Here is a 13,632-nt window from a genome sequence, read left to right on the forward strand (position 1 = left end):
TCAGTCGAGGAAGAACGGCGCCCCGGGCACCACACCCGGCCGCGGCTCGCTGCTCGGGCCGGCCAGGCTGCCGGCCTTGAGCTGCACCGACGTGGACAGGCCCTCCCACGCGTCGGTGCCGGTCGAGTACATCAACGTGGAACCGGTGGGCCGATTGGTCTCCGGGTTCGCGGGGTATGTCGTCAGGTAGCTCACCGGGTTCGTGCCGATGTCGGCCAAACGGTCCGACTGGAGGGCCGCGTCGATCGAGATGTCCATGATCGCGATCCGCTTGCTGCTGCGGTCGGTGCCCGCCACCGTGAGCCAGCCCTCGCTGGTGAAGTCCACCGCGGTCACCGATTCGAGCGGCGGGTCCAGCTCCTGCATGCCGCTGAGGGCCAGGCCGTCGCCGCTGATGGTCAGCACCGCCCGGTAGAGGCGGCCGCCGACGGCCAGCGCCACCCGGTGCCCGTCCGGAGCGACCGTGATCGCCCTGACCTGCCCGGTCCCGCCGGGCCAGGTGACCTGGAGCGCCTTGCCGCCCTGCGCCCGGAACCGCCACAGCTTGCCGTCCGCGATGACCAGGCCGGCGGCCCCGTCGGTGTCGCCCTCCGGGGTGATCGCCCAAACCGGGTGACCGATGTCCCCGGGCAGCCCGGTGATCTCACGCAGCGTGGCGACCTGCCCGGCCGGGGCGAATCCCACCCGCAGCCGCTCGTTCTTGCCGGAGCCGGTGACCAGGGCCGCGTAGACGTACGACCCGGTGGTGGTGACCGCCGCGCGGCTGACGTCCTTGTTGTTGTCGGCGTTCAGGCCCGGCACGGTGTCCGGGGTCGGCCGGTCCGGCTCCACGAGACGCCGGATGGTGCGGTCGTACACCACGTACCGGTCCGGGTTGGGAACCAGCCGGTGTGCCGGATTGCTGGACAGGTAGTCGGTGCCGGAGTAGCTACGGACCTCCTGGTGACCGATCCTCAACTTCAGGAACTCGTACGGCAGGCGCCGCAGCGACCACTGCAACTGCCGCCGCAGACGCTCCACGGCCTCGTCGGCGTCCTGCGTGGGCACGGCTTGCGCACTCAACGTGATCGCCAACTGGTTGTTCTCGATCGCGGGGACCTTGCCCTCGGTGCGGGTGCCATCCGGCAGCGGCTTCACGGCGTCCTGGAGCCACGGTGCCGGGCCGCCGATCAGCCAGCCCAGGATGATCGTCGGCTCCTGCTCGATCGGCACGTCACCGAGCAGGTAGCGGACGTCCGGCACGAGGCCGGTGTACTCGGTGTTCCAGAAGTAGATCGTGCGCTCTTCGTAGAAGTTGTCCAGCCCGCGGGTGCTGAGGAGCAGGAACGGCGGCGCCTCGACCATGAAGAGGCCCTCGCCGGTGACCTCGGTCAGGGTGAACTCGTAGGTGCCGGTGGTCGGCTCGGCGGGCGGCTCGATCAGGCCGTTCTTGCCGAGGGTGCCGAGCAGTTCGTACTGGACCTTGACCTTGTCCTGGTCCGCGGTGAGCAGCGGGGTGTCGATCGTGCGGATCACCCGGGGCGCGGCCGGGGCGTTGAACTGCTCCTTCGCCGGCGCCGACATGAACTGCTTCACCCGGTCCAGCGCGGTGTCGTAGTCCCCCGCGGCGGCCTGGAGGTAGTTGGTGACGAACTGGGCCCGGTCGCTGGTCGACTCGCGGGTGAGCCGGCTGCGCAGGCTGCCGTCACCGGAGGAGATGCCGGTGGACGGGCCCGGGCCGAGGTCGGTGACGTCCGAGTCGTCCGGTATCCCGCAGCCGCCCAGAAGCACCAGGACCACGGTCGTACCGGCGATCATGCGGCGCAGCATCAACCCACCTCCGCGGTCCGGTCCCGGGTGATCAACGGCAGCGGCACCTCCGGGCCACGGTCCCGGGGGATCAGCGGCAGCGGCGCCGCGACCAGCCGGTCGCCGGCGCGCACCGGCAGGGTGAGCCGGAACTGGGCGCCCTCGCCGGGCGCACCCCAGGCCTCCAGCCAGCCACCGTGCAGCCGCGCGTCCTCGACGCTGATCGACAGGCCCAGACCGGTGCCGCCGGTCTGCCGGGCCCGGGACGGGTCGGCCCGCCAGAACCGGTTGAAGACCAGCCGCTCCTCCCCCGGTTTCAGGCCGATCCCGTGGTCGCGGACGGTGATGGCCACGGCCGCGTCGTCGGTGGCCATGGTGATCCGCACCGGTTTCGCCTCCCCGTGCTCGACCGCGTTGCCCACCAGGTTGCGCAGCACCCGCTCGACCCGGCGCGGGTCCACCTCGGCGATCACCGGGGTGTCCGGCAGGCGCAGCTCCAGCTCGACGCCGGCCCGCTCGGCCAGCCCGGTGAGCCGCTCGGCCACCCGCTCGACGATCGGGACCAGGTCGGTGTGCTCGGCGTCCAGCGCGGCGAACCCGGCGTCGAACCGGCTGATCTCCAGCAGGTCGGTGAGCAGCTCCTCGAAGCGGTCCAGCTCGGCCTGCAACAACTCGGCGCTGCGCGCCACCGCCGGGTCGAACTCCTCACGCTCCGAGAAGATCAGGTCGGCGGCCATCCGTACGGTCGTCAGCGGCGTCCGCAGCTCGTGCGACACGTCCGAGGTGAACCGCCGCTGCAACCGGGACATCTCCTCCAGCCGGACGATCTGCCGCTGCAGGTTCGCCGCCATCTGGTTGAACGCGGCGGCCAGCAGCGCCAGGTCGTCCTCGCCGTCCACCTTCATCCGCTGGTCGAGCAGGCCGGCCGAGAGGCGCTGGGCGGTCCGCGCGGCCACCCGGACCGGGGTCACCACGAGCCGGGTGACCAGGCCGGCCACCACGCCGAGCAGGATCACCAAAGCCAGGCCGGTGGCCAGCACGATGGTCCGGATCAGGTTGGCGTCCTGGTCCTCGGTGGTCAGCGGAACCATGTAGTAGAGCTCGACGTGACCGAAGCGGGTGGGCACCGGTGAGCCGTACACCAGGTATTTCGTGACCTGGCCGTTGATCTCGGCGGTCCGGATCTGGCGGGCCTGCTTGCCGGATCCGGCGGAGACCTTGTCGATCATGTCGCGGGTGATCAGGTCGCTGGTGTCGGCGGTCGGCGGCACGGTGACCGCCTGGAGGTCCGGGTAGTTCTCCGCCCGGATCGAGACGATCGACGAGCCCGGCGAGCCGGTCTCCCCGTCGTACAGCTCGTTGGCCAGATCGTTCAGCGCGTTCGGCAGCTCCGGATCCCGGGCCTGGGGATAGAGCGTAAGCTGCTTGAGCGCGTAGTCCACCTTGCCGTTCATCGCAGTCCGGGCCTCGTCCTCGGCGCGGCTCAGCAGGATGTCGGTGCTGCTGTTCGCGATGAAGGCGCCGAAGGTGCCGACCAGCAGGCTGGAGGCGACCAGCGTCAGCGCCACCACCCGCAACTGGAGCGAACGGCGCCAGGCCCGGCGGGCCGGCGCCGTGTAACGCTCCAGGTGGCGGGCCAGGACACGCCAGTAACGCCGCACCACTCGCAGGGCGCGGCGTACGGGCATGGGAAGCCAGGTGGGAGCACGCATCGCGGCAAGGTTATCCCCCCGCCGACGATCAGCCGGTGCCCGCCTTGTAGCCGACGCCGCGGACTGTGAGGATGATCTCCGGCCGCTCGGGGTCCGGCTCTATCTTGGCGCGCAACCGCTGGACGTGCACGTTGACCAGGCGCGTGTCGGCGGCGTGCCGGTAACCCCAGACCTGCTCGAGCAGCACCTCGCGGGTGAAGACCTGACGCGGCTTGCGGGCCAGGGCCACCAGGAGGTCGAACTCGAGCGGCGTCAGCTTCACCTCCTCGCCGTCCCGGGACACGGTGTGCGCCGGCACGTCGATGGTGATCTGGTTACCGGGCGGGCCGATGGTGAGCATCTCCGGCGCGGCGTCCTCGCCACGGCGCAGGCGGGCCCGCATCCGGGCCACCAGCTCCTTGGGCTTGAACGGCTTGACCACGTAGTCGTCGGCGCCGGACTCCAGGCCCAGCACGACGTCGACGGTGTCGCTCTTCGCCGTCAGCATCACGATCGGGATGCCCGACTCGGCGCGGATGGCGCGCGCCACGTCGATGCCGCTCATGCCGGGCAGCATCAGATCGAGCAGAACGATATCCGGGCGATTCTCCCGGAAAGCGGCCAGGGCACGTTCACCGTCCGCCACGAAGGAGGGTAGGAATCCTTCGCTGCGCAGGACGATGCCGAGCATCTCGGCCAACGCGGGATCGTCATCGACGACCAGTACCCGGGCTCTCATGCGGTCCAATATTGCACTGTCCTCCCGATCTTCGCGCTACCTGGGGGGCGATCTTGCCCGGGAAGCCCATCCCGCCCAGAGAAAACGGGCGGTCCCGGTCCGGGACCGCCCGTCGCGCGCGATCAATGATCAGAGAATCCCGATCACGCGCCGGGCCGGTCGAACTCTCCCGCTCGGACCCCGGCGATGAAGCCGGTCCAGCCCGCGTTGCCGAAGCTCAGCACCGGTCCGGTGGCATCCTTCGAGTCACGCACCAGCACCGCGGCGGGCACCTCGGCGACTTCGACGCAGTGCCCGGCAGCGCCACTGCGGCTGCTCTTACGCCAGGTGAGCGTGGTGTCCTGCATGATCATCTCCTTCCGTGGAATGCAAGTCCATTGGACCCCACGCCGGGAGATCACCGGGCCAGACGATCCCTCGTCTCAGCGATGACCGTTCGGCTGTCTTCTGGCGACAAAGAGCGTTCTTGCAGGTCATCGAAGGCGTCCTGGTACACGTCGATCTCCTCGGGCTTCACCCGGAAGAGGCCCCCGGTCAGCCCTTCGATGTGCACCACCGGGGCCCGGGTGCCGGTCGCGAACTCCAGCACCATGAACGACTCGGTCAGGCCGGCGTGCGCGCCCGCCTGGAACGGCAGGATCATCAGTTCCACACCGGGACGGCTGCTCGCCTCGTACAGCCGGGCCAGCTGACGGCGCTGCACCTCCGGCCCGCCGATCTCACGCAGCAGCACGCCCTCGTCGATGACGATCCGCAGGATGGGCGGCGGCACCCGGGTCAGCGTCGACTGCCGGGCCATCCGCAGCGCGAGCCGGCGCTGGATGATGGCCGAGTCGTCGATGTCGACGCCGGTCTCGATCACGGCGCGGGCGTACTCGTCGGTCTGGAGCAGGCCGGGCACCACCTGGGTCTCCCACTCGGAGATCCGCACGGCCTCGGCCTCCAGGGCCAGGTACTCGTCGTAGGGGTCCGGGACCGACGACCGGTACGGCGTCCACCAGGCCCGGGCCCGTCCCCGCCGGGCCAGGTCCCGCAGCCGGCCGCGGTCCTCCACGCCCACCCCGTACAGGGTGAGGAGCCGGTCCAGGTCCGGTTCACTGATCCCGGTGTGCGCCGTCTCGATCCGGCTGAGTTTCGACTCCGACCAGCCGAGCGCGGTCGCCACGTCGACCGCGCGGCGCTCACCGCGGAGCCGGCGCAGTTCCCCGCCGAGCTCCCGGCGCGCTGTCGATGTCGGCCTCGCCACGGAGTCACCATATCGACGGATCGGGTCCCCGTTGCAACTTGCATAGCCACCAATGCACTTGCAGCGCCCGGTGCCCCGTGACGTAATGGGTGGGTGACGGCCGTACCGGTGGCGGCAACCGCCGGGGAAGAGGCCCCGCCCGGGTCGGGCGGACGGCTGCTGCGGCCGGGATAGCGAACGGGGCGACAGGCCTGAGCCCGCCGCCCCGTTCATCCCCCCGGTTTGGTACCGCGCGCGTCCGTGGGACCCCCCGATCACCAATGACGCTGCGTGCTTCTAGATTCACACTCTGCAACCACCATGTCAAGGTATTTCGAGAAATTTCGGGCGCGAAGTGACGGAGTGCGACGGAGGGGTGGCGCAAATCGGCCCCGCCGGCGCGGCGGGGCCGAAAGCGGGCGAGTCGGATCCACGACAGACCCGCACGCGCGGGTCAGGCCGGAACGGCCGCCACGAAGATGGTGCCGAGGCCGGCGGCGGTGAGCGGGCCCGTGTCGGCCGGGGCGTAGGCGGCCGTACCCGGGTGGAGGGTCACCGGGATGCCGTGTTCCTCGCCGACGTGGACGTCCCCCTCGGTGCCCAGCAGGATGCGGGGGCCGCTGCCGGGGACGCGGGCCGGCGGGCGGTCGGCGGTGAGGGTGATCCGGTACAGCTCGAAGTCGGGAACCGGCACACGCCACGCCGTCACGCCGGGCGCCAGATCGTGCGGATGCAGCAACGGGTCGTCGAGGACCTCGAAACGGAGCACCCGCAGCAGCTCGGCCACGTCGACACGCTTCGGGGTGAGGCCACCGCGGAGCACGTTGTCGCTGGCGGCCATGAGCTCGACGCCCAGGCCGTTCAGATAGGCGTGCAGATTGCCGGCGGGCATCCAGATGGCCTCGCCCGGGGCCAGGCGCACCAGGTTGAGCAGCAGAGCCACCAGGACCCCGGGGTCGCCCGGGTAGTGCTCGGCCAGCGTCACGGCCAGGCGGTGCGAGGCGGCGTGCGGGTGGTCGGCGGGATGCGCGGCGATCGCCGTGACCACGTCGTCGATCAGCGGCTTGCGATCCTCGCCCGGCCAGGTGAGCAGCAGGCGGACGGCCTCGGACAGATCACCGGAGCGCAGCGCCGTGACGACCGGGTCCAGGCGGGGCAGGGCGAAGCCGGCGATCACCTCGGCGGCCGTCGCCGGCGGGCGGAACCCGCACAGCGCCTCGAACGGGGTGAGCGCCACCAGGATCTCCGGCTTGTGGTGGGCGTCCGTGTAGTTCTTCGGCGCCTCCGGGTCGGCCTCCTGGCGGGCGAACGCCTCCTTCGCGTACGCCGCGTCGGGGTGGGCCTGCAGGGAGAGCGGGGCGGCGGCGGCCAGGACCTTCATCAGGAACGGCAGGCGCGGCCCGAACCGCTCCGCCACGTCCTCCCCCAGCTGGCCGGCCGGGTCACCGGCGATGAGGCCGTCGAGGTGGACCGGCCCGTCGGTGCCGGGCACGGTGGACGGGTCGCCGGGGTGCGCGCCGAGCCACAGCTCCGCCTCCGGCTCCGCGGTGGGAGCGGGGCGGCCCTGCAACCCCGCGATCGCGGTCCGGGAGCCCCAGGCGTACGGCCGGATGACGCCGGTCAGCGGGTACACGGTCATCAGATGCCCTCCGGAAGTGGGTTCGAGAGCTCCTTCATCTCGCTGATCGCCGGAACCGCCATCGGGTCGAGGCCGTGGGCCAGCGCCAGGTACAGCGAGGCGAAGTCGGGCACCGCGACCAGCGACGCCAGCCGCTCCAGGCTGGATCCGCCCTCGGCGGTGAGCACGTCGCAGCGGACGCCCCGCCGGTCGGCCAGCGTCTGGATGGCGTCGGCCCGGCGCTCCTCGACGGCGACCGGCTCGTCGGCGTCGTCCTCCGGGTTGAGCCCGCCGTCGCGGAAGACCACCAGCCGGAGCCGGGTCAGCTCGTCGGCGTCGTCGGCCGGGTCGGCGAAGATGTCCCGCGACGTCTCGGCGAGACCGCCGAAGACGCCGTCGAGCAGGCCCACCCGGCCCCGGCCGGCCTCACCGAGCGCGCCGGCCATCACCGGGTACCGGGCGTTGGCGGCCAGGGTGTCGGCGAACCGGCGGGCCGCGACCGTGGCCAGCGGGGAGGAACCCCAGACGATCGGCACCGAGCCGGCCAGACCGAGGGCCAGCTCCTTGGCCGGGTTGACGAACGAGTCGGCGCCGGGACGGCAGCGCTCGGCGTCGGCGTCCAGCCGGGTGGCGGTCTCGGCGATGTCCGCCTCGGCCAGCTTGGCGATGCCGAGCGCCCGGCCGGCGAAGAGCACCGGAATGGTCAGACCCCACAGGGTGGCCCGGGCCGGGGCCCGGCGCGGCACGCCGATGAAGGGGGCGCGGGCCCGCTCGGCCACCGCCTCCAGGTCGGACCCGGGGTTGCCGATGGCGACCAGGCGGGCGCCCCGGCGGGCCGCCGCCTCGGCCGCGGCGAGCGCCTCCGGGCTGCGGCCGGAGGCGGACACGGCGATCACCACGTCGGCCGCGCCGACCCAGCCGGGCACGCCCGCGCTGCGGTGGCCGATGATCGGCACCGGGCAGCGCGGGCCGGCGACGGTGGACAGGATGCTGCCGGTGAGCCCGGCGGTGCCGATGCCGGCGACCACCACGGCCCGCGGGCGGCCCTCGTCGGCGAGCATGCTCAGGTCGACCTCGGCGGCGAGCGCCGCGGCCTCCCGCACCTGCGCGCCGGCCGAGGCGGTGGCCCGCAGCATGCCGCCGGGGTCGTTGTCGAGCATCGACTTCTCGTCGTTGAGCAGCGACTCGTCGGCGACCCGATGGCCGTTGACGCCGGCGGAGCCGCTCACTGGGCCGGCCATCAGTCCGTCTCCTCGTCGGCGGGCTTCTCGACGGAATCCTCGGCCAGCGGGCCGGCCGAGCGGGCGGCCGGCCGGTCCTTCGAAGAAGAGCCGGCCGGCTCCTCCGACGAGGACCCGGGCAGCCGCGCCTCGTCCAGCAGCAGGATCGGGATGTCGTCGCGGATCTCGAAGATCCGGCCACACTCGGTGCACGTCAGCGTCTGCGCGCCCGCGTCGTGCTCGAGGGGCGCGTGATGGGTGTCCGGGCAGGCCAGAATCTCCAGCAACTGCTGATCGAGCGCCACCGAGTTACTCCTAATCGCCGCGTTGAACTCCGGTCGTGGCGATCCTATCCACGAACGATGGCGAGCACCGCGTCGCGCAGCTTCGCCATCCGATCCGCGTCGGGCGCCTCCACGTTCAGGCGCAGCAGCGGCTCCGTGTTGGACGCCCGCAGGTTGAACCAGGCGCCGTCACCGAGCTGGAAGGTCATCCCGTCGAGGTCGTCCACCCGGGCGTCCGGGAACGCGGCACGCACCTCGGCGATCTTGGCGGCGGCGTCGGCCACCGTGGAGTTGATCTCACCGGAGGCGGCGTACCGCTCGTACTCGGCGGCGAACTCGGAGAGCGGCAGGTCCTGCCCGCCGAACGCGGCCAGCACGTGCATGGCGGCCAGCATGCCGGTGTCGGCGAACCAGAAGTCGCGGAAGTAGTAGTGCGCCGAGTGCTCGCCGCCGAAGACCGCATTGGTGGCGGCCATCTCGGCCTTGATGAACGAGTGGCCGACCCGGCTGCGGACCGGCTTGCCACCGTTCTCGGTGATGATCTCCGGAACCGCGGCCGAGGTGATCAGGTTGTGGATGATCGTGCTGCCCGGGAACTTGGCCAGCTCACGGGCGGCGACCAGCGCGGTGATCGCGGACGGCGAGACCGGGTCGCCCTTCTCGTCGACGACGAAGCAGCGGTCGGCGTCGCCGTCGAACGCGAGACCGATGTCGGCGCCCTGCTCGCGGACCGCCTTCTGGAGGTCCACCAGGTTCTTCGGGTCCAGCGGGTTCGCCTCGTGGTTGGGGAACGAACCGTCCAGCTCGAAGAAGAGCGGCTCGATGGTCAACGGCAGGGCCGGGAGCACCTGGTCACCGAGGACGGCCGGGACGGTGTAACCGCCCATGCCGTTGCCCGCGTCCACGATGACCTTGAGCGGCCGGATGCCGGACAGGTCGACCAGCGAGCGCAGGTGCGCGGCGTAGTCGGCGAGCAGGTTGCGCTGCTCCACCCGGGACGGTCCGTCGGCCTCCGCGTTCAGGTCGGAGAGCAGCTGCTGGGCGCGCTGGCGGACGATCGCCAGGCCGCTGTCCTGGCCGACCGGCCGGGCGCCGGAACGGCACAGCTTGATCCCGTTGTACTGCGCCGGGTTGTGACTGGCGGTGAACATCGCGCCGGGCAGGCTCAGCGCGCCGGACGCGTAGTAGAGCTGGTCGGTCGACGCGAGCCCGATGTTGATCACGGCCACCCCGGCGGAGTTCGCGCCCCGGGCGAAGGCGGCGGCCAGAGCAGGCCCGGACTCGCGCATGTCGTGACCGATCACGATCTGATCCGGCTCGTCACCGGACTCACGCAACATCTCGACGAACGCCGTGCCGATCGCTCGGGCCACCGTCTCGTTGAACTGGTCCGGGACGGTACCCCGTACGTCGTACGCCTTGATGATCTGCGACAGATCAGACACCACTGCACCCCTTGCGCCAATATCCCCTTTGGGCCCGAGGGTATCGGAGCGCCTCGCGCGTCAAGGTCTCAACCGCGCGGCCGTACGGTTAACGGAGGAGATCTCTACACGCACGGTCCGCGGCTCGCGTCGTCTCGGGCAGCCGGAACCGGGGCGCGAGTGCGAGTGTCAGCGCACAGGCCCGGTCCAGGCCGATCCGGTGTCCGACCGAGACGAAGACCGGTTTCACCCCGGCCTGGGTCCGCAGCACCGCACCGACCGTCTCCCCGGCGTCGACCAGCGGCGACCGCGCGCCCCGCTCTTCTCCGACCGGCTCCCAGTCTCCCACCAACCGGGTCTTCCCGACGCCGAACGCCGGGAGATCGGTGAGGACGCCGAGGTGCGCGGCCAGCCCGAAGCGGCGCGGGTGGGCCAGTCCGTGCCCGTCGCAGATCAGCACCTCCGGCGGGACGGTCAGCCGGCCGAGCGCCTCCAACAGCGCGGGCACCTCCCGGAAGGCGAACAGCCCGGGGACGTACGGGAACGCCGGCCGCCCCCGAACCACAGCCGTGTCCACCACCGTGAGATCGGCGACCCGCAGCACCACGACCGCGGCGGCGAGCCGGTCGTCGCCCTCGGCGTAGGCCACGTCCAGGCCGGCGACGGTCGCGGGCGCCTCCGGCCCGGCGCTGTGGACCACCCGGGAACGCAGGCCGTCCTGCACGGCGAGGGCTTCTTCTTCGGTACGGGGCCAGGGCTGCACGACCCGGAGCATAGAGACTGTTGTCACTTGCCGTGACGCGGGTCACGATGGGGCAGGAGGTGCTGCTGGTGAACCCGTGGCTTGCCCTGACCCCCGGCGACGACCCGGCCGAACGCATCCGTCAGGTCGGCCGCGCCCATGAACGGTTCCTCGCCGGTGAGCGGCGCCCGCCCACGATGCGCCCGGTGGTGGCCGAGTCGTGGGCGCGTTCGGCGGCGCACATCCGGGCCGACGCCACCGCGCCGATCGACCTGGCCGACGACGACCTGGAGGCGTACCGGTCGGCGCATCCGCTGTCCCGGGTCATGCCGATCTTCCGGGACCTGCTGGGCGGCCTGGCCGAGGACGGCGACCACATCCTGGCGGTCTGCGACGAGCACGGCCGGCTGCTCTGGGTCGAGGGGCACCCGGCCACCCTGCGGGGCGCCGCGTCGATGAACTTCGTGCCGGGCGCCCGCTGGGACGAGGCGCACGCCGGCACCAACGCGCCGGGCACCGCGCTCGCCGTCGACCACGCGCTCCAGATCTTCGCGACCGAGCATTTCAGCCATCCGGCGCAGCGGTGGACGTGCGCGGCCGCCCCGGTCCACGACCCCGGCACCGGCCGGCTGCTGGGTGCCATCGACGTGACCGGCGGCGACCATCTGGCCAATCCGCACAGCCTCGCCCTGGTCCGGGCCACCGCGCTGGCCGCCGAGGCGTACCTGCGCGGGGTGGGCCCGTTGCCGCAGCGGCCGCAGGTCGCGGCTCTCGGCCGGGACGAGGCCCGGCTCGCGGTCGGCGGGAAACCGGTCCGGCTCGGCCGGCGGCACTCCGAGCTGCTGGTCCTGCTCACCGTGCACCCGGAGGGGCGCACCGGCGACCAGCTCGGCTTCGACCTGTACGGCGACGACGTGAACCCGGTGACCGTCCGCGCCGAGCTGTCCCGTCTGCGCCGCATCCTCGGCCCGGAGCTGCTCGACTCCCGCCCCTACCGGCTGCGCACGGGAGTGGAGACCGATCTCGGCACGGTGGCCCGCCTGCTGGACACCGGACGGACCGCGGAGGCGCTGGACGCCTACCCCGGCCCGCTGCTGCCCGCCTCGGACGCGCCCGGCATTGTCCGGTTGCGACGGCGGCTGGACGACCGGCTGCGTGCCGCGATCCTCGGCAGCGGGGACCGGCGCCTGGTGCAGACCTGGCTGAACCGGCCGTGGGGCGGCGACGACCTGGAGATGTGGGAGGCCTACGCGGGGCTGATGCCGCGGGATCCGGTGGCCGCCCGGCGGGTCGCCGCACTGACCCGGGAATACGCGTGCAACGTTTCTGCAACGTGGCCGTAACTAGCGTCCGCCTCAACAGAGGGAGGCGAGACCGTGACCATCTACACCCCGCCCGGTTCCGAAGGCGCCATCGTCAGCTACCAGTCGCGCTATGACCACTACATCGGCGGCGAGTACGTCCCGCCCGCCAAGGGCCGGTACTTCACCAACCCGTCGCCGGTGACCGGGCAGGACTTCTGCGAGATCGCCCGGGGCACCGAGGAGGACGTGGAGAAGGCCCTGGACGCGGCCCACGCCGCCGCCCCCGCCTGGGGCCGCACCTCGCCCACCGAGCGCTCGGTGATCCTCAACCGGATCGCCGACCGGATGGAACAGAACCTCGAGAAGCTCGCCGTCGCCGAGAGCTGGGAGAACGGCAAGCCGGTACGCGAGACGCTGGCCGCCGACCTGCCCCTGGCCATCGACCACTTCCGCTACTTCGCCGGCGTCATCCGCGCCCAGGAGGGCACCGCGGGCGAACTGGACGAGGACACCGTCGCCTACCACTTCCACGAGCCGCTCGGTGTGGTCGCGCAGATCATCCCGTGGAACTTCCCGATCCTGATGGCGGTCTGGAAGCTGGCGCCCGCCCTGGCCGCCGGCAACGCGGTGGTCCTCAAGCCGGCCGAGCAGACGCCCGCCTCGATCCACTACCTGTTCTCGCTGATCGGCGACCTGATCCCGCCGGGCGTGGTGAACATCGTCAACGGCTTCGGCGTGGAGGCCGGCAAGCCGCTGGCCAGCTCGAACCGGGTCGCCAAGGTGGCGTTCACCGGCGAGACCACCACCGGCCGCCTGATCATGCAGTACGCCTCGGAGAACCTGATCCCGGTCACCCTGGAACTCGGCGGCAAGAGCCCGAACATCTTCTTCGACGACGTGTCCCGGGCCGACGACGACTTCTACGACAAGGCGCTCGAGGGCTTCGCGATGTTCGCCCTCAACCAGGGCGAGGTGTGCACCTGCCCGTCCCGGGCGCTGATCCAGCAGACCCACTACTCGGACTTCCTGGCCGCCGGCGTGAAGCGGGTGGAAAACCTCAAGCAGGGCAACCCGCTCGACACCGACACCCAAGTCGGGGCGCAGGCCTCCAACGACCAGCTGGAGAAGATCCTGTCGTACCTGGACATCGGCCGGCAGGAGGGCGCGCGTGCCCTGGTCGGTGGCGCGAAGGCGGAGATGCCCGGCGATCTGGCCGGCGGGTACTACGTCCAGCCGACCATCTTCGAGGGACGCAACTCCATGCGGATCTTCCAGGAGGAGATCTTCGGCCCGGTGGTGTCGGTGACCCCGTTCGGCGACTTCGACGACGCCATCAAGATCGCCAACGAGACCCTGTACGGCCTCGGCGCCGGCGTGTGGACGCGGGACGGGAACCAGGCCTACCGGGCCGGGCGGGCGATCAAGGCCGGCCGGGTGTGGACCAACTGCTACCACCTCTACCCGGCGCACGCCGCGTTCGGCGGGTACAAGCAGTCCGGTATCGGCCGGGAGAACCACCGGATGATGCTGGACCACTACCAGCAGACCAAGAATCTCCTGGTCAGCTACTCGCCGAAGGCCCTCGGCTTCTTCTAGG

11 protein-coding genes and 1 pseudogene are annotated in these 13,632 nt (G+C 71.6%); 2 read left to right on the top strand and 10 right to left on the bottom strand.

The window, feature by feature from the left end; all coding sequences use genetic code 11:
- From J5X75_RS11085 to nfi, 10 genes and pseudogenes are all read right to left on the bottom strand, one after another.
- Positions 1–1,809, bottom strand: a complete 1,809-nt coding sequence (locus tag J5X75_RS11085) for an LpqB family beta-propeller domain-containing protein (protein WP_208467264.1) — start codon at positions 1,807–1,809, stop codon at positions 1–3.
- On the bottom strand, positions 1,809–3,500 hold the full coding sequence (mtrB, locus tag J5X75_RS11090) for an MtrAB system histidine kinase MtrB (protein ID WP_238487689.1): 1,692 nt from the start codon (positions 3,498–3,500) through the stop codon (positions 1,809–1,811). The genes J5X75_RS11085 and mtrB overlap by 1 nt, the downstream gene beginning before the upstream one ends.
- A 28-nt stretch (positions 3,501–3,528) precedes the next feature.
- On the bottom strand, positions 3,529–4,218 hold the full coding sequence (mtrA, locus tag J5X75_RS11095; protein WP_014688036.1) for an MtrAB system response regulator MtrA: 690 nt from the start codon (positions 4,216–4,218) through the stop codon (positions 3,529–3,531).
- Positions 4,219–4,361: 143 nt separating this feature from the next.
- Complete coding sequence (locus J5X75_RS11100; RefSeq protein WP_183224962.1) at positions 4,362–4,565, bottom strand: DUF397 domain-containing protein; 204 nt, start codon at positions 4,563–4,565, stop codon at positions 4,362–4,364.
- Between the two features lie 50 nt (positions 4,566–4,615).
- Positions 4,616–5,464, bottom strand: a complete 849-nt coding sequence (locus J5X75_RS11105; protein ID WP_208467265.1) for a helix-turn-helix domain-containing protein — start codon at positions 5,462–5,464, stop codon at positions 4,616–4,618.
- 433 nt (positions 5,465–5,897) lie between these two features.
- Complete coding sequence (gene manA / locus J5X75_RS11110; protein ID WP_238487690.1) at positions 5,898–7,082, bottom strand: mannose-6-phosphate isomerase, class I; 1,185 nt, start codon at positions 7,080–7,082, stop codon at positions 5,898–5,900.
- Positions 7,082–8,302 carry an SIS domain-containing protein gene (locus tag J5X75_RS11115; RefSeq protein ID WP_208467266.1) on the bottom strand — a complete coding sequence of 407 codons (1,221 nt, stop codon included), beginning with the start codon at positions 8,300–8,302 and terminating at the stop codon, positions 7,082–7,084. The genes manA and J5X75_RS11115 overlap by 1 nt, the downstream gene beginning before the upstream one ends.
- 122 nt (positions 8,303–8,424) lie before the next feature.
- Positions 8,425–8,586, bottom strand: a pseudogene (locus J5X75_RS44150) (Trm112 family protein); the annotation flags it as partial.
- Positions 8,587–8,630: 44 nt separating this feature from the next.
- On the bottom strand, positions 8,631–10,010 hold the full coding sequence (locus J5X75_RS11125) for a phosphomannomutase/phosphoglucomutase (RefSeq protein WP_208467268.1): 1,380 nt from the start codon (positions 10,008–10,010) through the stop codon (positions 8,631–8,633).
- Between the two features lie 88 nt (positions 10,011–10,098).
- Positions 10,099–10,752 carry a deoxyribonuclease V gene (gene nfi, locus J5X75_RS11130; protein ID WP_307798022.1) on the bottom strand — a complete coding sequence of 218 codons (654 nt, stop codon included), beginning with the start codon at positions 10,750–10,752 and terminating at the stop codon, positions 10,099–10,101.
- Positions 10,753–10,817: 65 nt separating this feature from the next.
- Here nfi and J5X75_RS11135 point away from each other — a divergent pair, with 65 nt between their 5' ends.
- Both J5X75_RS11135 and exaC read left to right on the top strand, forming a co-directional pair.
- Positions 10,818–12,074, top strand: a complete 1,257-nt coding sequence (locus tag J5X75_RS11135; protein ID WP_307798035.1) for a GAF domain-containing protein — start codon at positions 10,818–10,820, stop codon at positions 12,072–12,074.
- Between the two features lie 33 nt (positions 12,075–12,107).
- Positions 12,108–13,631, top strand: coding sequence for an acetaldehyde dehydrogenase ExaC (gene exaC, locus J5X75_RS11140; RefSeq protein ID WP_208467270.1), 1,524 nt, complete (start codon positions 12,108–12,110; stop codon positions 13,629–13,631).
- Position 13,632 lies beyond the last annotated feature (1 nt).

The organism is Actinoplanes flavus, assembly GCF_017592555.1.
Classification (GTDB): domain Bacteria; phylum Actinomycetota; class Actinomycetes; order Mycobacteriales; family Micromonosporaceae; genus Actinoplanes; species Actinoplanes flavus.

Excerpts from the sequence above, each read along its gene's own strand:
- J5X75_RS11085 (WP_208467264.1), bottom strand. The coding sequence starts at position 1,809 with ATGCTGCGCCGCATGATCGCCGGTACGACCGTGGTCCTGGTGCTTCTG.
- mtrB (WP_238487689.1), bottom strand. The coding sequence starts at position 3,500 with ATGCGTGCTCCCACCTGGCTTCCCATGCCCGTACGCCGCGCCCTGCGA.
- mtrA (WP_014688036.1), bottom strand. The coding sequence starts at position 4,218 with ATGAGAGCCCGGGTACTGGTCGTCGATGACGATCCCGCGTTGGCCGAG.
- J5X75_RS11100 (WP_183224962.1), bottom strand. The coding sequence starts at position 4,565 with ATGCAGGACACCACGCTCACCTGGCGTAAGAGCAGCCGCAGTGGCGCT.
- manA (WP_238487690.1), bottom strand. The coding sequence starts at position 7,082 with ATGACCGTGTACCCGCTGACCGGCGTCATCCGGCCGTACGCCTGGGGC.
- J5X75_RS11115 (WP_208467266.1), bottom strand. The coding sequence starts at position 8,302 with ATGGCCGGCCCAGTGAGCGGCTCCGCCGGCGTCAACGGCCATCGGGTC.